21 protein-coding genes, 1 tRNA gene and 1 rRNA gene are annotated in these 19,911 nt (G+C 64.5%); 10 read left to right on the top strand and 13 right to left on the bottom strand.

Annotated elements, in window-relative coordinates:
- Positions 1–114 (bottom strand): 16S ribosomal RNA (locus QZT63_RS01170); the annotation flags it as partial.
- Positions 115–630: 516 nt separating this feature from the next.
- Positions 631–1,842 (bottom strand): tyrosine--tRNA ligase, encoded by a 1,212-nt coding sequence (gene tyrS / locus QZT63_RS01165; protein WP_290647847.1) that lies wholly within the window; start codon positions 1,840–1,842, stop codon positions 631–633.
- Positions 1,843–2,038: 196 nt separating this feature from the next.
- Here tyrS and QZT63_RS01160 point away from each other — a divergent pair, with 196 nt between their 5' ends.
- Complete coding sequence (locus QZT63_RS01160) at positions 2,039–3,151, top strand: anhydro-N-acetylmuramic acid kinase (RefSeq protein WP_290647846.1); 1,113 nt, start codon at positions 2,039–2,041, stop codon at positions 3,149–3,151.
- 96 nt (positions 3,152–3,247) lie between these two features.
- Here the strand turns inward: QZT63_RS01160 and erpA are convergent, their stop codons facing one another.
- Positions 3,248–3,601, bottom strand: coding sequence for an iron-sulfur cluster insertion protein ErpA (gene erpA / locus QZT63_RS01155; protein ID WP_290647845.1), 354 nt, complete (start codon positions 3,599–3,601; stop codon positions 3,248–3,250).
- An 81-nt stretch (positions 3,602–3,682) separates the two neighbouring features.
- On the bottom strand, positions 3,683–4,714 hold the full coding sequence (gene argC / locus QZT63_RS01150) for an N-acetyl-gamma-glutamyl-phosphate reductase (RefSeq protein WP_290647844.1): 1,032 nt from the start codon (positions 4,712–4,714) through the stop codon (positions 3,683–3,685).
- Positions 4,715–4,924: 210 nt separating this feature from the next.
- On the opposite strand from argC, the gene QZT63_RS01145 reads away from it, so the two are divergent.
- Complete coding sequence (locus QZT63_RS01145; RefSeq protein WP_290647843.1) at positions 4,925–5,467, top strand: TlpA disulfide reductase family protein; 543 nt, start codon at positions 4,925–4,927, stop codon at positions 5,465–5,467.
- A 1-nt stretch (position 5,468) separates the two neighbouring features.
- Positions 5,469–5,894 carry a protoporphyrinogen oxidase HemJ gene (hemJ, locus tag QZT63_RS01140; RefSeq protein ID WP_366635497.1) on the top strand — a complete coding sequence of 142 codons (426 nt, stop codon included), beginning with the start codon at positions 5,469–5,471 and terminating at the stop codon, positions 5,892–5,894.
- Between the two features lie 157 nt (positions 5,895–6,051).
- Here the strand turns inward: hemJ and bfr are convergent, their stop codons facing one another.
- The 4 genes from bfr to QZT63_RS01120 form a co-directional block, all read right to left on the bottom strand.
- Entirely contained in the window at positions 6,052–6,516 is a 465-nt protein-coding gene (gene bfr, locus QZT63_RS01135) for a bacterioferritin (protein WP_290647841.1), read from the bottom strand.
- Positions 6,517–6,657: 141 nt separating this feature from the next.
- Complete coding sequence (locus QZT63_RS01130; protein WP_290647840.1) at positions 6,658–6,891, bottom strand: bacterioferritin-associated ferredoxin; 234 nt, start codon at positions 6,889–6,891, stop codon at positions 6,658–6,660.
- A gap of 90 nt (positions 6,892–6,981) precedes the next feature.
- Positions 6,982–9,252 carry a phosphoenolpyruvate--protein phosphotransferase gene (gene ptsP / locus QZT63_RS01125; RefSeq protein ID WP_290647839.1) on the bottom strand — a complete coding sequence of 757 codons (2,271 nt, stop codon included), beginning with the start codon at positions 9,250–9,252 and terminating at the stop codon, positions 6,982–6,984.
- Between the two features lie 121 nt (positions 9,253–9,373).
- Entirely contained in the window at positions 9,374–9,916 is a 543-nt protein-coding gene (locus tag QZT63_RS01120) for an RNA pyrophosphohydrolase (RefSeq protein WP_290647838.1), read from the bottom strand.
- Between the two features lie 149 nt (positions 9,917–10,065).
- On the opposite strand from QZT63_RS01120, the gene QZT63_RS01115 reads away from it, so the two are divergent.
- From QZT63_RS01115 to QZT63_RS01105, 3 genes are read left to right on the top strand one after another with little or no spacing between them, the layout of a single operon-like run.
- On the top strand, positions 10,066–10,728 hold the full coding sequence (locus tag QZT63_RS01115; protein WP_290647837.1) for an HAD family hydrolase: 663 nt from the start codon (positions 10,066–10,068) through the stop codon (positions 10,726–10,728).
- Positions 10,725–11,087 carry a CidA/LrgA family protein gene (locus tag QZT63_RS01110; protein ID WP_290647836.1) on the top strand — a complete coding sequence of 121 codons (363 nt, stop codon included), beginning with the start codon at positions 10,725–10,727 and terminating at the stop codon, positions 11,085–11,087. Before QZT63_RS01115 ends, QZT63_RS01110 begins: the two co-directional genes overlap by 4 nt.
- Before the next feature lie 6 nt (positions 11,088–11,093).
- Positions 11,094–11,822, top strand: coding sequence for an LrgB family protein (locus tag QZT63_RS01105; protein WP_290647835.1), 729 nt, complete (start codon positions 11,094–11,096; stop codon positions 11,820–11,822).
- A gap of 14 nt (positions 11,823–11,836) precedes the next feature.
- Here QZT63_RS01105 and QZT63_RS01100 read toward each other — a convergent pair whose 3' ends face one another.
- Complete coding sequence (locus tag QZT63_RS01100; RefSeq protein WP_290647834.1) at positions 11,837–12,385, bottom strand: phosphoribosyltransferase family protein; 549 nt, start codon at positions 12,383–12,385, stop codon at positions 11,837–11,839.
- Positions 12,386–12,442: 57 nt separating this feature from the next.
- Positions 12,443–12,517: transfer RNA gene (locus tag QZT63_RS01095), tRNA-Gly, on the bottom strand.
- A gap of 196 nt (positions 12,518–12,713) precedes the next feature.
- Between QZT63_RS01095 and QZT63_RS01090 the strand changes: the two genes are divergently transcribed.
- From QZT63_RS01090 to QZT63_RS01075, 4 genes are all read left to right on the top strand, one after another.
- Positions 12,714–13,637, top strand: a complete 924-nt coding sequence (locus QZT63_RS01090; RefSeq protein ID WP_290647833.1) for a LysR family transcriptional regulator — start codon at positions 12,714–12,716, stop codon at positions 13,635–13,637.
- Between the two features lie 57 nt (positions 13,638–13,694).
- On the top strand, positions 13,695–15,416 hold the full coding sequence (locus QZT63_RS01085; protein ID WP_290647832.1) for a M14 family metallopeptidase: 1,722 nt from the start codon (positions 13,695–13,697) through the stop codon (positions 15,414–15,416).
- A 214-nt stretch (positions 15,417–15,630) separates the two neighbouring features.
- Positions 15,631–16,251: a hypothetical protein gene (locus tag QZT63_RS01080; RefSeq protein WP_290647831.1), complete on the top strand. Its 621-nt coding sequence runs from the start codon at positions 15,631–15,633 to the stop codon at positions 16,249–16,251.
- Between the two features lie 15 nt (positions 16,252–16,266).
- Positions 16,267–16,851: an outer membrane beta-barrel protein gene (locus QZT63_RS01075; protein ID WP_290647830.1), complete on the top strand. Its 585-nt coding sequence runs from the start codon at positions 16,267–16,269 to the stop codon at positions 16,849–16,851.
- A 67-nt stretch (positions 16,852–16,918) separates the two neighbouring features.
- On the opposite strand, the gene QZT63_RS01070 is transcribed toward QZT63_RS01075, so the two are convergent.
- The 3 genes from QZT63_RS01070 to QZT63_RS01060 form a co-directional block, all read right to left on the bottom strand.
- Positions 16,919–17,482: a cob(I)yrinic acid a,c-diamide adenosyltransferase gene (locus QZT63_RS01070; protein ID WP_290647829.1), complete on the bottom strand. Its 564-nt coding sequence runs from the start codon at positions 17,480–17,482 to the stop codon at positions 16,919–16,921.
- A gap of 12 nt (positions 17,483–17,494) precedes the next feature.
- A complete protein-coding gene (locus QZT63_RS01065; protein WP_290647828.1) occupies positions 17,495–17,695 on the bottom strand; it encodes a DUF1289 domain-containing protein in 201 nt (66 codons plus the stop codon).
- Positions 17,696–17,905: 210 nt separating this feature from the next.
- Complete coding sequence (locus tag QZT63_RS01060; RefSeq protein ID WP_290647827.1) at positions 17,906–19,885, bottom strand: transglycosylase SLT domain-containing protein; 1,980 nt, start codon at positions 19,883–19,885, stop codon at positions 17,906–17,908.
- Between the last annotated feature and the right edge of the window lie 26 nt (positions 19,886–19,911).

The following is a 19,911-nucleotide window of genomic DNA, read 5'->3' as shown; positions in this document are numbered from 1 at the left end:
TTACTCACCCGTCCGCCGCTCGTCAGCACCCCGAAGGGCCTGTTACCGCTCGACTTGCATGTGTTAGGCATGCCGCCAGCGTTCAATCTGAGCCAGGATCAAACTCTTCAGTTTAATCACAGAACCACTCGAAAGTGGCTTATTTCGGCTCGGTCACAAAAAACTCAAGGCACTTGAGCTCTTGCACCGAAGATCTTTCGCATCTTCGCCATGGTGCAAGCGCCCACACAAACCATCTGATCCGAATTTTTAAAGAGCGCGCCGCGCAGCGTCGCTGACGCGGGACACACATTATATAGCGTCGTGTGTTCCTGTCAACCGTCCTGGTTGGCGGTGCCGCCTGTTTGGCGGGTCGCGCATTATAGCGCTTGCGAACACGAGGTCAACCCTTCGTGTTGCCCTGACCGCGCGGTTTGTCGCGCCTTCAGGGACTGCGCATTCTACAGCCTCGCGACGGTCCGTCAACACCTTTTTCGGTGGATCTCCGCAGCGGTTGCGCGGTGCGGCTGTCGCGGCCGGCGGCCTTGATGCAGCATTGCCGCGTCGAGGTGTGGCCCTGTGCTCTGCCGGCCCGATAGAGCTGCGATGGCTCGCCAAGAGGCGCGTATTGTAGGCGCGAAACACTGGCCATCAAACGCTTTCTCCGGTAACGGTCACACGCGCAAATCGCCGCTTGCCCACCTGCAGCACGTACACACCCCCGGCGGCGACCGTACGGGAGGGATCCTCGACGCGCTCACCGTCAATGCGCACCGCCCCCTGACGCACCATGCGCTGACCATCGCTACTGGAAGCCACCAGGCCGCAGAGCCGCAATAGCGTCGCAATCGGCACGGTTCCCCCGCGGGCGGCAACGGTCTCCTCGGGCATGTCTTCCGGGGTGGCGCCACGCTGGAAGCGCGCCAGGAAGTTTTCCCGTGCGCGCACCCCGGCAGCGCGATCGTGAAAACGTTCCACCAGTTCTTCCGCGAGCAGGAACTTGATATCGCGCGGATTGCGCCCCTCAGCCGCTTCCTTGCGCAACTGGTCGCGTTCGGCCACCGGGCGCAGGCTCAGGAGATCAAAGTACCGCCACATCAGTTCATCGGAAATCGACATGAGCTTACCGAACATTTCGTCGGCCGGCTCCTGGATGCCGACATAGTTGTCCAGGGACTTGGACATCTTCTGCACGCCGTCCAGGCCTTCCAGCAGGGGGACAGTGATGACGACCTGAGGCCGCTGTCCATAGGCGTGCTGGAGCTGACGCCCTACCAGCAGGTTGAACTTCTGATCCGTTCCTCCCAGTTCCACGTCCGCTTTTAGTTCCACCGAGTCGTACCCTTGGATCAGCGGATAGAGGAACTCGTGGATGGCGATGGACTGGCCTGCGTGATAGCGCTTGTGAAAGTCATCGCGCTCGAGCATGCGTGCGACAGTTTGGCGCGCGGCAAGCCGGATCATGTCCGTGGCGCTGAAGGCATTCATCCAGCTGGAGTTGAACACGACATGGGTGCGTTCGCGGTCGAGAATGCGGAACACCTGCTCTTCGTAGGTGCGGGCGTTGTCGGCGACCTCCTCGGCGCTCAGCGGTTTACGGGTCACGTTCTTGCCCGACGGATCGCCGATCATGCCGGTGAAATCGCCGATCAAAAAGTAGAGGTCATGGCCAAGGTCCTGAAATTGCCGCAGCTTGTTGATGAGCACGGTGTGCCCGAGATGCAGATCCGGCGCGGTGGGGTCGAAACCTGCCTTGATCCGCAACGGGCGTCCGGCCTGCAGGCGCTCGCGCAGCTCTGCATCCACCAGGATCTCGTCCGTTCCCCGGCGCAGTTCAGCCAGGGCTTCGTCCACGTCAACCATGCCGTCATCTCCTGGGTGTTGAAGGAACGCTTGGCGATGCCGTGGAGGACCAGCATTCCCCGCGCGGCGCGATTCTACCAGCATGCGTTCAAAGGTCATCGCATGGTGGACGCAGCCAAACCAAAACTGGCCCACCCCCGCGACCAATGCACGTACTATGGTGCAACAAACGGTGCCAGCGACGGGAGGAGGTGACGTGTCCGAGGGTCTGTACGTTGGTCTGATGACCGGAACCAGCATGGACGGAATCGACGCCGCTCTGCTGGATACCGCCGATAAGCGCCTCCGGCTTCGCGCCGCCCATTCGGTACGTCATGATTCAGAGCTGCGCAGACGGCTGCTCGCGGTGGACGCGGCCACCCCACTTGGCGAGATCATTGCGCTGGATGCGCAGGTCGGTCGCGCGCTGGCGGAAACCACCCTGGCGCTGCTGGACAAGGCGGGCGTCAGCCGCGGCGATGTCCATGCCATCGGCAGTCACGGCCAGACCGTCTGGCACGACCCGGACACCCCCCGTCCGACAACACTCCAGATCGGCGACCCGACCCGCATTGCCCAGGCGACCGGCATCACAGTGGTGGCGGACTTCCGCCGTCGGGATCTGGCGGCGGGTGGCCAGGGTGCGCCATTGGCGCCGGCCTTTCACCACGCCTTTTTCGCCAGCCGCGACGAGCACCGTGTGGTGGTTAACATCGGCGGCATGGCCAATCTCACCCATCTGCCGGCTCAGGGTGAGCCCGCGCGGGTCGTTGGGTTCGATACCGGCCCGGGTAACGTGCTGCTGGACCTCTGGCATGGCAGGCACCGGGGCGGCCCTTGCGATGCACAGGGGCAATGGGCGGCGTCCGGCCGTGTGGATCCGGTGCTGCTGGCGCGTTTCCTGGACGATCCCTACTTCCGCAGACCACCGCCTAAAAGCACGGGGCGTGATTATTTCAATATGCAGTGGCTGGAGCGTGCCGGGGTGTCGAATCATGTCCCGTCGGCGGTTCAGGCGACGCTGGCGCAGCTCACCGCGGTCAGCATCGCCGATGCGGTGCAAGGGAGCATACCGGGGGCCACTCGGGTTTTGGTGTGCGGCGGCGGCGCCCATAATCGCGATCTCATGGGGCGTCTTGCCGCGGCGCTACCAACAATGACGGTGGAGGATACGGGATCCGCAGGCATTGCTCCGGACTGGGTAGAGGCCGCGGGATTCGCCTGGCTCGCTCGGGAGGCTTTGGCAGGGCGGGCCACCAACATCCCCGCGGTGACCGGCGCCAGCGGCCCCGTTCCCATGGGAGCCATCTACCCGGGTGCGGCGCGGTGAGGTTTGCTGACCTCTGGCGGGGTCGGACGAGCGCCATGGCGGTCGCGGCAGGGCGGGGTGGTGCGCAAAAACGACGCCAGCAGGCCGGACGACGAATCAAACGCCGAACGACGAGCCGCAGCCACAGGTGGTCGTCGCGTTCGGGTTGCGGATCACAAACTGTGCGCCCTGGATCCCCTCGACGTAGTCGATCTCTGCGCCCAGTAGGTACTGTGCGCTCATGGGATCCACCAACAGGGTCACGCCGTTTTTCTCCATGGCGGCATCGCCGTCTTCGACGTTTTCGTCAAACATAAACCCGTACTGGAATCCGGAGCAGCCACCACCTGCAATGTAGACACGCAGCTTGAGCGAGTCGTTGTTCTCCTCGTCGAGCAATTCCCGCACCTTGTCTGCCGCGCTGTCGGTGAACACCAGTGGGGCTTCCTGCTCAAGTGCGGCTTCGGCCATGACTCAACTCTCCGGTGAAGCAAATTGGACTTAGATCATTTTGCGCTGCAAACGGGCAACCGTCAAATTGCGGGATCGCTGTCACGGCAGCACGGCAACGCCCTCCAGCCCAGCTGTCTCGGGCAGACCGCACATGAGGTTCATGTTCTGCACCGCCTGGCTGGCCGCCCCCTTGGTGAGGTTGTCGATCACCGATAGGACGATCGCGGTGCGCCCGTCCTGGGGCGGGTGCACCGCGATCCGGCACAGATTCGTACCCCGCACGGTCCGGGTCTCGGGATGGCTGCCGGCCGGAAGAACATCGACAAAAGGCTCGCCTGCGTAGCGCTCCTCGTAGAGTGCCTGAAGGTCGGTGGCTTCGTCGCGCAGCGGCGCATACAGGCTTGCCTGCATGCCGCGCGTCATTGGCACCAAGTGTGGCAGGAATGTCAGGCCCACGGGCCTGCGAACCATGGCTTCCAGGGTCTGGCGAATTTCAGGAAGATGGCGGTGACCCGCGGCCCCATAGGCGCGAAAGTTCTCGTTGGCCTCACTGAACAGTGTCGGCACCTGTGCCTGGCGCCCGGCACCGGAGACGCCGGACTTGCAGTCTGCGACCAGTGCGTCCGCATCGACAAGGCCCGACTCCAGCAGTGGCATCCACCCCAAGGCCACCGCGGTCGGGTAGCAGCCGGGATTCGCCACCAACCGTGCCTCCCGAATGGCGGTGCGATAGATCTCCGGCAATCCGTAGGCGGCGACTTCGAGCAGCTCGGGACAGGCATGGGGGATGCCGTACCAGGACTCGAACGCGTTCACATCGCGCAGGCGGAAGTCTGCACCGAGATCCACGACACGGGTGCCATTGGCCAGGAGATCCGGCACCATACCCATGGAGGTCCCATTGGGTGTTGCGAAGAAGACCAAATCACAGCTTGCAAGCTCAGCCACATCCGGCTCGCGGAAGCTGAGCTCCACGTGCCCACGCAAGCCGGGGAACATGGCATCGACGCGTGATCCCGCATTGCCGCGCGAGGTAATCGTGTGCAGGTCCACGTGCGGATGCCCAGCGAGCAGCCGCAGCAATTCGGCGCCGGTGTACCCTGTGCCGCCAACAATGCCTATCGTGACCATATTGAACTCCGCTTTGCCTCCGCCGCCCCCGCCATCGAACCATTCGCAGCCACGGTGGTGCCTGCCTGGGTCCGGATTCTACCCCGCTGTGTCGCAAACGGCCAACGAGGCACCTGCGGACCATGCCGGAGCGCCAAGCTGCCAGTAGCCCGTGATGCGCGCCCAGCTGTAGAATGCGGTTTTCGCTGTTCCCGATGCAGGAGCACCTCAATGGCGACGCGCAAGGACATCTTGATCGGCCTTCTGGTCGTGCTGGTTATCGCCTCCGCCGGCGTGGCCTGGGTGGCCCCCTGGCAAGGCGAACGGGCCCCGGAGGTGCATTTCGAAACCCTTGATGGCGAACGTTTTGCGCTCGATGAGCTTCAGGGCCACCCCACAATTGTCGCGTTTTGGGCCACAACCTGCACGATCTGTGTCCAGGAAATCCCGCATTTCAAGGCGCTCTACGAAGAGCTTTATCCCGAGGGACTGGAGTTGATCGCCGTGGCCATGGAATACGATCCGGAAGACCAAGTGCGCGCTATGGCCAAGGAGCGGGAGATGCCCTACCGCGTGGTGCTGGACCGCGACGGCAGCATTGCCCGGGCATTCGGTGACATCCGGCTGACCCCGACCACCTTCCTGATCGGTCCGAACGGCGAGATCCTGCAACAGCGCCTCGGGATGGTGGACACAGACAAGATGCGCGAGCGCCTCACGGGGCTGCTACCGGGGGAGCAGGTCGCCTTGTTCGAGGATGACCGGCGGGGCTGACGTGGGGTATCTCTGGATCAAGGCCTTCCACCTGATCTCGGTGGTCACCTGGTTTGCAGCGATTTTCTATCTGCCGCGGCTTTTCGTCTATCACGCCATGGCCGACGATGCGATTGGACGCGAGCGCTTCAAGGTCATGGAGCGCAAGCTCTATCGCGGCATCATGACGCCCAGCGCGGTCGTGGCGATCGGCCTCGGGCTGTGGCTACTGGCGCTCAACCCGGTCTGGTTGAGCCAGGGCTGGATGCACGCCAAGCTGGCGCTTGTGGTCGTGCTGGTGGGCTATCACGTCTGGTGCGGACGCTTGCTGCGCGCCTTCCGGGAGGATCGCAACACACGCAGTCACACGTGGTATCGCGTGTTTAACGAGGTGCCGGTGCTGCTGCTCGTTGCGGTCGTTGTCCTGGCGGTGGTCAAGCCGTTCTAAAATTGGCAACGCTGCGCACCTGGGGCGCAAGCCATCCAAGTGGTGAATTACTACGGCGCCGCCCAATCCTCCCGGTGTCCTCCTTCGTGGAGCGAGCGACGCCTAAAACGCAGAGGCGGCTGCTCGTGGCAACCGATACCCGTGAGGCCGCGGCCGCCTACATTTGCGACTGCTGGTAATTCTCGAGACCGAGGCGGTCGATCAGCCCGAGCTGGGTCTCCAGGTAGTCCAGGTGCTCTTCCTCATCGGCGAGGATCTGCTCAAGCAGATCCCGGGTGCCGTAGTCCGCCACGGATTCGGCGTGGGCGATCGCATCGCGCAGATCCGGGCAAGCGCGCTGCTCCAGCTTGAGATCGCACTCCAGCACTTCGCGCACGTTCTCACCGATGAGCAGCTTCCCCAGATCCTGCAAGTTCGGCATTCCCTCGAGAAACAGAATGCGGTCAATCAGCTTGTCCGCGTGCTGCATCTCCTCAATGGACTCCTTGTACTCCTTCGCCCCCAACGTCTCCAGACCCCAGTCATTGAGCATCCGCGAATGCAGGAAATACTGATTGATCGCGGTCAGTTCGTTGTAGAGAATCTTATTGAGATACTCGATGATCTTAGCGTCACCCTTCATGCAGCGGCTCCCGTCTGGCTGGTGGTAGGCACGATCGCGTGGCTGATACGCACGCGCATTAGTGTAATACAAGGAATGAACTGACGTGGAGTGCCCTGGGCCCGCATTCAGGCATCGGCGACCGAGGTCACGGTGGTGGGATCAGGCAGATTGCCGCGCCCTGGCAGGCTCCATGGCAGGCAGGTCGATATAAACGGCCGTGGCGCTGATACTGGCGCAGGCTTCAGTGAGGATTTCCCGGGCTTCCGGGCCGCAGCGTCCGCAGCTGCTGCAAACACCCAAGTGCAGGCGCAGCTCCCGCATGGTGCGGGCGCCATTGGCAACAGCTCGACGGATATCATGGTCTGTGATGGCGCGGCAAACGCAGATGTACATGACAGTTCTCCCGTTCCATGATTGCAGTCTGAATGCAAATGCGACTGATTGTCAATTAGAACTGGGAGGTTTTGATCATGGAGCGAAGCGTTACTTGCCGGCCCGCACCAGCCCACCGAGCCCGGCCTCATCCAGGGCGCGATTGAGGCGACGGCGTACATCGGCGGGATTCTCGAGGGTCAGGGCCTCCTCCAGCAGCGAGGCCGCCTGCTGGCGTGTGAAGTTACGGATCACCCACTTCACCTTGAGCAGACTGGAGACACTCATGCTCAGCGCCTGGACACCAAGGCCGAGCAGCAGGATGGCCGAGGCCGGGTCACCCGCCATGGCACCGCAGACGCTGACGGGGCACGCGTTGCGCTCGCCCGCCTCCACCACTTTGCGCACCGCCTGTAATACGGCCGGATGCAGCTCGTCGTACAGCCCGGCCACGCGGGCGTTGTTGCGGTCCACGGCCAGGAGGTACTGGGTCAGGTCATTGCTGCCGATGGACAGGAAATCCACGCGCCGCGCGAGGCTGTCCGCCTGGTAGACCGCCGAGGGCACCTCGACCATCACGCCGAGTTGCGGCATGGTGACTTCCACACCCTCTTCTTCCAGTTCCTCGCGCGCGCGATCGATGAGGACACGCGTCTCGTCGACTTCCTGCACGCGGCTGATCATGGGCAACAGAATCCGCAGGTTGCCGCAATCGACGTTGGCGCGCAGCATTGCCCGCAGCTGGGTGAGAAAGATCTCCGGGTGGTCCAGGACCAGGCGAATCCCCCGCCAGCCCAGGAACGGGTTCTCCTCATGCACGGGGAAGTACGGCAGCGGCTTGTCGCCGCCCACATCCAGGGTCCGTAGCACAACCGGGCGTGGGACGAACGGCTCCAGCACCTGCCGGTAGACCACGGTCTGCTCATCCTCACCGGGGAAGCGCTCCCGGACCATAAAGGGGAATTCCGTGCGGTGCAGACCAATACCGTCGCAACCGCTCGCCAGCGACGAGGTGATATCGGACATCAGGCCCGTATTGGCGTACAAACCCATGGTGAACCCGCAGGGCGTCCGCGCGGGCTTGTCGCGCAGTGCCTGCAGCCCCTGGGAGAGCTCCACATCCTCGCGCAGCAGCCGGCGATACTCCTTGCGCACCTCCTTGTCCGGGTCGACATGAACACGACCGCTGTAACCGTCGACGATGAGTTCCTTGCCTTCCAGTCGGCCCACCGGGAGCTCGGCCACGCCCATGACCGCGGGAATGGTGAGCGCCCGGGCGAGTATGGCCACATGGGAGTTGCCTGACCCTCTGGCCGTCACGACGCCGAGCAGCCGCTCGGTGGGGATCTCCGCCAGCTGAGAGGCGCTGATCTCCTCGCCGACGAGAATCGTGCCCTCCGGGACCTGCCGCGTATCGCCGCTGTCCATCTGCAAACGCATGAGGATCCGCCGCCCGACATCGCGGATGTCACTGGCGCGCTCACGCAGGTACGGATCCTCCATTTCGTCGAATACGCTGACGTGCTGGGCGATGCTTTCACGCAGCGCGCCGCAAGCCCAGTTGCCTTCGCGGATGCGCTCGACGGTGCCTTCGACCAAGCTCTCGCTGTCGAGCATCTTCAGGTAGACATCGAACATCATGTGTTCGTCGGACGGGATTGCATCCGCCAGGCGGTTGGCGAGGTCCTGCACTTCCGCGCGCACGCCCTGCAGCGCCGCCTGGAATGCCTTGACCTCTGCCTCGACGTCGTGGACCGGCCGGTCGGGCACGGCGAACAGGTCTGCCGGCGAGTACGCCACCATGGCACGGCCAAAGGCCACCCCGGGCGCCCCCGGCACCCCTTCCAGTGCGCGTCGCGTGACCGGAAGCGGTGTGGGCAAACCGCCCGTGTTTTCGCCACCGGTGGCCTCACTGTGCGCAATGGCCCCGGAGAGCTGGGCGGCCATGGTGACGATAAAGGCCACCTCTTCCTCGCCGAACCGCCGCGTCGCCGACTGCTGGACGACCAATACCCCCAGGACGCGCCGGAAGTGGATGATTGGCGCGCCGAGAAAAGAGTGGAACTTCTCTTCGCCGGTCTCGGGAAAATAACGGAATCGGGGGTGGGCTTCGGCGTTCTCCAGGTTCAGTGGTTCCTTGCGCTCGCCCACAAGACCGACCAGCCCCTCATTAAAGCCGAGCCGCACGCGCCCGACAGCGTCGGGGTTCAACCCGCGCGTGGCCATGAGCACATACTCCTGGGTATCCTGGTCGACCAGATACACGGAGCAGACATCCACCTGCGTGCTCTCTGCCACGCGCTTGACGATGATATTGAGCGCATGCTGCAGACCGCGCGCCGCGTTGACTTCCTGGATAATGCTGTGAAGCGTCTGGAGCATGCCGATCATCCTGCCGCACGCCGGGCAGCCCACCCGAGCTTCCCGGGCGAGCTACCGCGGTCGTCATCGATTCCGCCAAGGTTACAGTATGGCCGGGGCTCGTCCCATGCAGCGCAGAAAGTCAGGAACCGGACGAGCCATGCTGTCGCCTTGCCCCCCCCTCCAGCGGTCTATCCCGGTCGAGTGATCCGTCCGGGAACAGCAACGGCGCCAGCTCGCGGAGCGCCTTGCGATAGACATGACGCTTGAAAAACACAACATCCCAGGCGGGCCGCCAGTAGTCCACCCAACGCCAGTCATCGAATTCCGGGCTATCGCTGACATCCAGGCGCACGGCCGACTCCGCGACGAGCAGCCGCAGCAGAAACCACTGCTGCTTCTGTCCGACGCAGACCGGGCGCTGATGTCGGCGAACCAAGTGTCTGGGCAGGTGATACCGCAACCAGCCGGACGTGGCCCCTATCACCTGAACATCTCTGGGCACAAGACCGACTTCCTCGTGCAGTTCCCGATAAAGCGCGTCCTCGGCCGTTTCGTGCTGCTTGATGCCTCCCTGCGGAAACTGCCACGCGTTCTGGCCGATCCGGCGACCCCAGAACACCCGTCCCTCCCCGTTGCAGAGGATAATGCCGACGTTCGGTCTGAAGCCATTCGAATCAATCACTTAGCATTTTCCCAACACTGGGTATGATGCAGGCATTGTTCCACAAATCATGAAGAACCGGCAAACTGCGGGCCGTGGCCCGCCCGGGACCGCGCAAGAGAACGGACCGGGGACACATTCAGATTCAACGAGGCACCCGCAACGACACTATGGCACTGGCACTGTTCGATCTCGACAACACGCTGCTCGGCGGCGATAGCGATTACCTCTGGGGCCGGTTCCTGGTCCACCGGGGGATTGTCGACGGGCCCACCTACGACGCCGCTAACGAATGCTTCTACCGCCAGTACCTGGACGGCACACTGGATATCCACGCGTACCTGCGATTTGCCTTGCGCCCGCTGACCAGGCACTCCCCGCAACAGCTTGCCGCCTGGCGCCGGGAGTTCATCGATGGCTGGATCCGGCCGCTGGTCCTGCCCCGCGGCCTGGAGCTGGTCCGACACCATGCGGCGCAAGGTGATACCACGCTCATCATTACCGCCACCAATCGCTTCGTCACTGCGCCAATCGCCGAGATTTTCCAGGTGCAGGACCTGCTCGCCACGACACCCGAACAGCGCCACGGCCACTATACCGGGGAGGTCGTGGGGCCAATCACGTTCCGCGCCGGAAAGGTCGATGCTCTGGAGCTTTGGCTGGCGGAGAACGGCGGCAGTCTGCGCGGGAGCTACTTCTACAGCGACTCGCACAACGACCTCCCACTGCTCGAACGAGTCGATTATCCCGTGGCAGTGGATCCAGACGATACCCTCCGCCAGACTGCCAAACAGAGGAACTGGGATCTCATCAGCCTGCGGGAGCCGCAATGAATGTGATTCACGGCATTACCATCATCCTAGCCTGCCAGCTGGCGGGCGAGGTCATTGTGCAGCTGGCCGGACTGCCTGTCCCCGGGCCGGTGATCGGCATGGTGCTGCTGCTGGGCGGCCTATTCTGCTACGGCGAGCCACCCGCCGCTGTGCGTTCGGTGGGCGAGACACTGCTGCGGTATCTGGCGTTGCTGTTCGTACCCGCCGGGGTCGGGATGATGGTGCACTTTCAACTGCTCGCCCGGGACTGGCTTGCCATCAGCGTCGCTCTCGTGGTCAGCACGGCGCTGACTCTGGCGGCAACCATGCTGGCCCTGCGCGTCATGCTGGCGCTGCGCAAACGCCGCGCCAGCCCTTGAGGGGCTATGACAGTGGCTGATGAAATCACTGATATTTGGGTTTCCCTCGCCGCCTCGCCGCAGCTGTGGCTGACCATGACGCTGGTGGTCTTTCTCTTTAGTGTATGGCTCAACCGCCGACTCGGTGGCAACCCGGCACTACACCCGGTGTTGTTGTCCATGGGGCTGCTCATCGCCATCTTGCTGCTGACGGGAACGGACTACGACACCTATTTTGAAGGGGCGCAATTCGTCCATTTTCTGCTCGGGCCGGCCACCGTCGCCCTCGCCATTCCGCTCTACGACTATCGCCATCAGATTCGCGCCTGGCTCGCGCCACTGCTGGTCGCCGGCATTACAGGTGCCGCCGTGGCGGCCCTGTCGGCCGTCGCCGTCGGGGCCGCGCTGGGGGGCGAGTCGACCAGCCTGATGTCCCTGGCGCCGAAATCGGTCACCACGCCCATTGCCATGGGCGTGGCGGAAAAGCTTGGTGGCCTCCCCTCGCTGACGGCGGCGCTGGTCCTGATGACCGGCAGCCTCGGGTGCATCATGGCACCGGGCATCATCCGCTTGCTGGGGATTCGCGATGACGCGGTCAAAGGCTTCGCGATGGGCCTGACCGCCCACGGGCTGGGAACGGCGCAGGCGTTCAGCATCAGCGCCAAGGCCGGTGCATTCGCCGGGCTCGGACTGAGTCTGGCAGGGCTGATTACCGCACTGATGCTGCCGCTGCTGATCGGCTTCCTGCCCGTTTGAGACTGCCCCGAAGCCTACGCTTTGAATAGGGGAAGATGAGCCAGGGCGATGACATCGCGCCCACCGTCGCCTTCGGTGCAGATCGCCGCCCGGGCCACCACCGTTGCCGAGGCCCGCGTCATGACCGCGTCCATGGCCGTTAGCGTCGAGCCCGTGCTGACGACATCATCCAACAGCACCACGGAGCTGGCCGCAACGAGGGGGCGGTCCTTGGCATCGAGGAACAACGTCTGCTCGTGGCCGGTGGTGATGGAGTGTGTGGTCGCGCTTAGGGCCTCGCCCATATAAGGCTTCCAGGTCTTGCGCAGCACAACGTAGGGGCGACCGGTGCGCACGGACAGGGCATGGGCGAGCGGGATGCTCTTGGCCTCCGGGGTGACCAGGGTGTCATAGTCATACCGCGCCAGACGCGCCGCCAGAAGGGTCGCGGCGGTCTCCACCAACTCCGTGTCGCCGAGGCTATTGAGCACGGCGATGCGCAACCCGGTGGCGACCTCGATCAGTGGCAGATCCCGCACCACGGTGCCAACGGTCAACCGATGCGTGTCAGAGGCGTTGGTCACTTCGATCTCCACCACGTAAAACGCCCCGGGGCCGAAACCCTCGGGGCGTCCGGAATCTGGAGCGGGTGATGGGATTCGAACCCACGACCCCAACCTTGGCAAGGTTGTGCTCTACCACTGAGCTACACCCGCTGATGGCGAAGCGAAAAGTTTAAAAAAACGGGCCGGGCCATTGCAAGGTGACCCGGCCACGAGGACGGTGGTTCAGGAACTGTCATTCCCAGGCGCGATCCGGCGACGGGCACGCCGGACAGCACCCGCACTATTGTTCGTGATAAGCAACAATGAAACAATCTCGCGCTCATCATCGTCAACATGAGAAGAATTCATGTTTTTGGACCTTCGACACCTCCGCGCGCTCCTCGCCATCCATGAACAAGGCAACCTCTCTCAGGCGGCCAGCACCCTGCATGTCACGCAGTCGGCCCTGTCTCACCAGCTGCGCGCGCTGGAGAACCATTTCGACACCCCCCTGTTCTTCCGTCGCTCGCGTCCGCTGCGCTGGACCCCTGCCGGACAGCAGCTCCTGGAGCTCGCCCGGCACATCGTCCCCGAAGTGGAGCGGGCCGAGTCCGCGCTTCGCAGCACTGGCGACGGACAACAGGGCCGCTTGCACATGGCCGTGGAGTGCCACAGCTGCTTCGAGTGGCTCATGCCGACGCTGGATCGTTACCGCCCGGAATGGCCGCAGGTGGAACTGGACCTGTCCATGGGCTTTAGCTTCCACCCCCTGCCGGCGCTCTACCGCGGCGACGTGGACCTGGTCATCACCTCGGACCCAGAAGCCGATCTCGGCGGCCTGACCTATGTGCCCCTGTTCCGCTACGAGATGCTCCTGGCTGTGGCCCGCGCGTCGCCGCTGGCGACCAGGGACTGGATCACGCCCGCGGATCTGGCCGACCAGACCCTCATCACCTACCCCGTTTGCCCGGAACGCCTGGATATCTTCAGCCGCTTTCTCGGGCCTGCGGGAGTGGAGCCGGCGCAGCGGCGCACAGCGGAACTCACGGTCATGTTGGTGCAGCTGGTGGCAAACAATCGCGGCGTCGCCGCGCTTCCCAATTGGGCGCTGCGCGAGTACCAGGATCAGGCGAGTATCCATGGCCTGGCGCTGGGAGAAAGCGGACTCTGGAGCACGCTGTACGCCGCGGTCCGTAACGAGGACCGGGGCAAGGCGTACGTGGACGCGTTCATCCGGCTCGCCCGGGATCGCACCGCGGAAACCCTGCCCGGGGTCCTTCCAGCCCGCTGACAATAACCGGGAACTGTTCTATATACACGGCCAACCCATCCTTTGTCCGGCGGCACCATGACCCCGATCGAGTCCCTCGACCACGGTTTCCGTCACCGTTACCTGGATTTCGCAACGTTGACCGCGCAGCTGCGCGCCTGGGCAAGCGCGTTTCCAGACGTAGTCCGGCTGAACAGCATCGGCACCACGCCGGAGCGCCGGGAGATCTGGGTCATCACCATTGGCCGCGACCCAGACGCCACCCGGGCGGCCGCTTGGGTCGACGGCAACATGCATGGCACGGAGCTGGCGGGTTCAAGCGTCGCCCTGGCCATTGCCGAGGCGATACTCAGGATACATGCAGAGCCGCAACGGGCGTCCAGCGATTTGCCCGGGCCGCTGCTTGAGGCCCTGAGCCACATCCACCTGCATGTGGCACCGCGGTTGTCACCGGACGGTGCCGAAGCGGTGCTGGAGCGCGGCGGCTTCGTGCGCTCCGTGCCCCGCCGCACCGACGGCCAGGCCCCCGGTGCCTACTGGCAGCCTCGGGACCTGGACGGTGACGGGCGCTGCCGGTACTTGCGGGTACGCGACGCCGCCGGCGATTTCGTCGCCTCCGAGCAGTTCCCGGGTTTGATGCTGCCACGGCAGCCGGAGGACTCCGCGCCCTACTTCCGCTTGTATCCGGAGGGCGACATCATCCATTTCGACGGCGAAACCATTCCCGAAGCGGACCCGCTCGCCAACACCACGGACCTTAACCGCAATTTCCCTTGGGACTGGCGCCCGGAGCCCGAGCAGACCGGCGCCGGTCTTTACCCGGGCAGCGAACCGGAGAGCGAGGCCGTGCTGCGTTTCGCCGCCCGCCACCCCAACTTGTATGCCTGGCTCGATCTGCATACCTTCGGCGGAGTTTTCATTCGCCCCCTTGGCGACTCGCCGGACAGCCGTATGGAGCCCGGCGACCGGCGACTCTTTCGACAGCTGGAAGCCTGGGCACGGACCTTCACCGGCTATCCAACGGTGAGCGGTTACGCGGAGTTCACCTACGAACCGGAGCAGCCCCTGCACGGCAACCTAACCGACTTCGCCTATCATCAGCGCGGCTGCCTGGCCGAGGTGTGCGAGCTATGGGACCTATTCCGCCGCATCGGCATGCCGGAGCAATCCCGGTTCGTGGATCACTACACCGCCGGCACGCGCAAGGACCTGGAAAACCTCGCGCGCTGGGATGCGGCGCAGAATCACGCCCGGGTTTTCGGTGACTGGGTATCGCTGGACCATCCGCAACTGGGCGCCGTCGAGGTCGGGGGGCCAGATCCCGTGATCGGCATCTGGAACCCACCACCAGAGAGCCTATCCGCGCTGTGCGAGGGCGTCGCCGCCTACTGGCTGCGGGTGGCAAGCCTCCTCCCCCGTCTTGTACTGGAGGAAGTGCTGGTCACACGGCTGGAGGAGCAACTGCTGGAGGTGACCGTGACGGTGGCGAACCACGGTTACCTGGCCACCAACGGCATCCCTTCCAGCCGCAGCCTCTCCTGGAACCACGGCATCCTTGCGGAGCTCGAACCACGGGGCTGCCGGCTGGCCTCTCCGGAAAACAGGCGCCGCCAACTGGGCCACCTGGACGGCTGGGGCGACGGGCTGGGCAGCGGGGGGCACATGCCCTGGTTCCAGCGCTCCAGGGGCAACGCCCACCGCAAGAGCGTGACTTGGCTGGTGCGCGGCGAAGGCACCCTGGAGCTTTGCGTCGGCAATGCCCGGGTGGGATGGCTGCGCCGCTCCGTGGTCGCACGCTAACGACACTCTATCGCGGACGCCATCATCGCCGTTGGCGTCGACTCGCCCTCCGGCAATGGGGCGAACCGCATGACCCCCGGTCAAGGTCACGAACGCCGGCAATACCGTTTCCGGCGGGCGCAGCCAGAAGGATCCATTGGCTGTTCGGCCTACATGACTGGCATGATGGCCGGAACGACGGCACGGCGTCCCCCGTGTGCCTAAAGGAATGTCTATGGGAAAGCTCCGTTGCATTCTCCTGGCCGTGTGCACGGCCGGCCTGTTCCTCCCGGTCACGGGCACCGCTGATGGCCGCGCGGCGGCCCTGGAGGTGGACCGGCGAATGTACTCCGGCATTGCCGGTTTCACCGCCCAGTCGCGCATGCGCGCCGAAGACAGCGCCGGTGACAACGTCAACACCCTAAGCAACGGCTTGATGCTGCGCTTCGGGCGCACGGGGCGACCCGCACGCTACGACGTGGAACTTGCGCGGACCAACTATGATGAGGGAGAGCTGTGGCTCGGAATGGCCTCCCTGGACTACCTCATCGCCGGCGGCGATCTGTTCTCTGGCTTTGTCGGTGTTGTGGCCGGGTACGGACTCCTGGAATGGAACAGTAACGATCCCTTCGATGGGGGCGAGGATTTCGGGGTCCGCGGCGAGCAGGATGGCAGCCCGGTCGTCGGTGCCCGCGCGGGCGGCTTGATCGAGGTCACGGAAATGGTGCAGGTGGAAATCGGTTATCGCTACCTGCACACGGAATTCAGCCGGCGTTTCCGCGCCAACGACGTCGGTGGCAAGGTGCGCGTACGAAACATTCGCATGGTGCATGCAGGGGTGAACTTCCGGTTCTGAGGCGGAGGCAGGATTATGCAGATGATAAGGAAGCTCCATTGGTTGGTTCACCGGCCGCTGGCGGCGCTCGTCATCGTGCTGTTGGTATTTCCGGGGTTGGCGTCTGCCGCGGACGAATCGTTTATCGGGCTCGGCGCCGGAGTGCACCGGCTTCACTTCGACAGTGACGACCGCAATGCCCTCGACGTGAACAGGGAGGACGAGATCGCGGCGCACGTGCGTGTGGGGCTGATTCGCCCGGACAATCGCCTGTACGGTCAGTGGACCATCATTCCCGCCAATGATTACTTCGTCACATCATTAACTGTCAACGCCGATTACCTCTTGCGCATGACCCCCCAAGTGCTTCTGTTTGGGGGTGTCGGCGCCGGCGCCGTCTCGCTGAGCTGGAACGGGGATAACGCCCAGGACACCATGCCGGCGCTGACCCTGCAGGCCGGTGTAATCGTGGAGATCACGCCGCGCGTGGAAGTGGAGCTGGGGGTGCGGCAGTTGTTCACCCGCCTGCGTACGGAGCCCCAGGGGGCGGATGGGGAAGCGGTAAATGTGGACCTTGATCGAATGGGTATGGCCACCGCCGGCGTGAACGTCCGTTTCTAATGTCCTGTGACCGAAATTCGGTTACAGGACATTAGCCTTGGGGCTCCCATGGCCGGGACGGAGGCGGCTAACGGTTCTTGCCCGGCACCCAGAGGACATCACCGTCGGCTTGCGCGTTGGCGAACCGGGCGGCGACAAAGAAGTAGTCCGAAAGACGGTTCATGTACTGCAGGGCGGCCGGATTCACCGTGTCGCAGGCCGCCAAAGCGGTGATGTCCCGCTCTGCCCGACGCGCCACGGTGCGCGCATGGTGTAGATGCGCAGCAGCGGCCGTGCCCCCGGGAAGGACGAACGAGGCAAGCTTCGACAGCTCCGCGTTCAGCGCATCGATGCGCTGTTCCAGCCAGTGCACCTGCGGCTCGCTCACCCGCAGTGGGGGAAATTTCGGCTCCGCCACCGCCGGGGTACACAGATCCGCGCCCACATCGAAGAGGTCGTTCTGGATCCGTTCCAGATCGGCGGCGACGGGCGATACCGCATGCAGCCGGGCGACGCCGACCACAGCATTGACCTCGTCCACCGCGCCGTAGGCGGTCACCCGTTGACCGTGTTTCGGCACCCGGGAGCCGTCGCCGAGCCCCGTCTCGCCTCCATCCCCCGTGCGCGTATAGATCCGTGTCAGTTTGACCATGGCGGCCTCCACTCACTCCGCCCTGTGCCGCGCGGGGTCCACGACAGCGACCTGCCCGAGGCGCTGCAGCACGGCACGCTTGTCGTCAACACCCATGCGCGACCAGTTGGCGATTTCGCCCAACGTGCGGCCACAACCAAGACAAAACCGCCGCTGCCCGTCCATCTGACACAGACCCACGCACGGCGATTGCGGATACGACGCAGGGGACATCCATTGCCTCCGGTGCTGCAAGTGCGAGCGGTGTAAACCACCCGGCGAGGGAGGTGAGCCGCCGCACATTCTCAACGGCCCGCGTCAAAGACGCAAGACAAGAGGCGCGCAGCCAGCAGGCCGTGATGCCCGCGATGGCGCGCATTCAAAACCAGCGGCTGGGCTGGCCTCACGCCGTTGCCGGGGGTAAGGGCCGGGACTCCAATGCGACTATTCAGGCGCCGCGAAGGCGTCAATTGTGTGATGAAACGCAAGCTCGTCGGCCCCCAGGCCGGGCATAATGGGCATGACCGTCGCCAGGCGCCGTGCCTCGCCGTGCAGCTGCCAGTCGAACACCGCACGGAATGCCAGCACGCTTTTTACGTAATCCCGAGTCTCGCCGAAGGTGATGTTCTCCACCCAGACCGCGGCGGGCTGCCCGGGGTGACGCTCCATCCAGTCCTTGGCGCGCTCGGGGCCGGCGTTGTACGCCGCTGCGGCGAGAATGATATTGCCGTCGAACCGCTCCAGCATGTCGGCCAGGTAGGCGCTGCCGAGGCGCGCATTGACCGTAGGCTCCGCGAGATCCAGCGCCCCGGAGTCCGCCGACAGCCGCAGGGCATCGGCAACACGCCTCCCGGTCGCGGGCATGACCTGCATCAGCCCCAACGCCCCCACCCGCGAGCGCGCGTCCGGAGAAAAGGCGCTTTCCTTGCGCGCAACAGCGAACACCAGTGCCGGATCGACGCCGGTCTCTGCGGCCGCCCGCTCGAGCACGTCCCGGAACGCGGTGGGAAATCGCAGGGCCAAGGCGTCGTGCAGGCCCGCACGGTTAGCCCCATGGATAGCGCGGTCATACCAACCCCAACGCAGGGCGAGCATGGCCGCCTGGCCACGGGTCTCGGCATCGGTGCCAGCAAGCGCGGCTTCCCACTCGCGGCGCGCTTGCGTCACCAGTCCGACCTGGAGAAGCTCCCTGGCGCGTCGCATACCCGGGCCATCCGCCAGTGCATCCTGGGCCGCGGCATCCGCCCGCGGCTGCCGATCGTTCATGGCATAGGGCAGGCCAAGGGCGTCAGCGGCGAGGAAACCGTAGTAGTTTCGCTCGCCGGCGAGCCGCGTGAGCAGCTCCTTGGCACGGTCACGGGCGCCCGTCTGCCAGAGGGCATGGGCCCGCCAGTACTGCCACTCGGAGCGCTCGCGGGTGCCACCCGGAAGGTCCCAGACCGCGCTCACAACGCGGGGCCAGTCCTGCTGACCGACCGCCACCCGTGCGCTCCATTGGCGCACATCGTCGTTAACAGCGGCCTCGGGCAAGTCATCCAGCCATTGCAGCGCCCGTGCATCACGCGAGTAGGCGGCACGCAGCGCGATTTCCCGCTGCAATTCGACCGTGGCCTCAAGAGCCACGACGCCAACGCTGCTCAACGCCGCGAGCCGTTCGCGGGCGAGCTCCCGATCCGTGCGCGCCAGCATGCGCAGGCCGTAACGAACAAGCTGGCGCCCCCGGCGCGTCTCCAGGTCAAAGGTCGGATTTGCCAGCGCTGCCGCGGGATCCCGGTTCAGACGCAACCACTCATCAAGCCATTGGCGGTCATCATCGGCCAGCCGGCGCCGCAGGGCGCGCGCGAGCCCGGAGTTGCCGGCATACATGCTACGTGTGATGCGCTCCCAGCGCTGCTCGGCACTGAGCGCATCACGGGCGTAGAGCTCGGAGAACACCGGGTCGCAGGCCGACGGCTGGGAGTGCCCGACCAGCCAGAGGCGACGCGCCTCGCGCAACCACTGCTCATCGACATCGCCAATGCCCTGTCGCGCCTGAAGACCGTAACATTGCAGCGTCGCACTACCCCCACCCCTATGCACATCCAGGTAGGCCTCCCAGTCCTCCCGCGCGCCAAGTTCGTGCAACCATTGACCGTGAAAGCTTTGCGCTATGGGCAGATCGCCATACGCATGCAGGAAGGCATCCACCTGTTCGCTGTCCAGCCGGCTGGTATCGCGCAACAGATAGGCGTACTCAAGGTATGCGAGCAGGGGATAGCCCTGCAGGCGTCCGCGCAGCTGGTCGATATCGACAGTGGCACCCTGCTGGATGCGCTCGTGGGCCTGCTGGAACAGCGCGCGTTGCGCTTCCAGGCGATCGGTCGCGGCCGCCGTCTGCACCACGGACAGACAACACGTAAGCAGTAGGACGAAGGTCCGCGGCATGACCACCCTCGATCAAGGTAACGTTC

Source organism: Aquisalimonas sp., from assembly GCF_007120195.1.
Lineage (GTDB): Bacteria > Pseudomonadota > Gammaproteobacteria > Nitrococcales > Aquisalimonadaceae > Aquisalimonas.
This window is presented reverse-complemented; position numbering and strand designations above follow the sequence as displayed.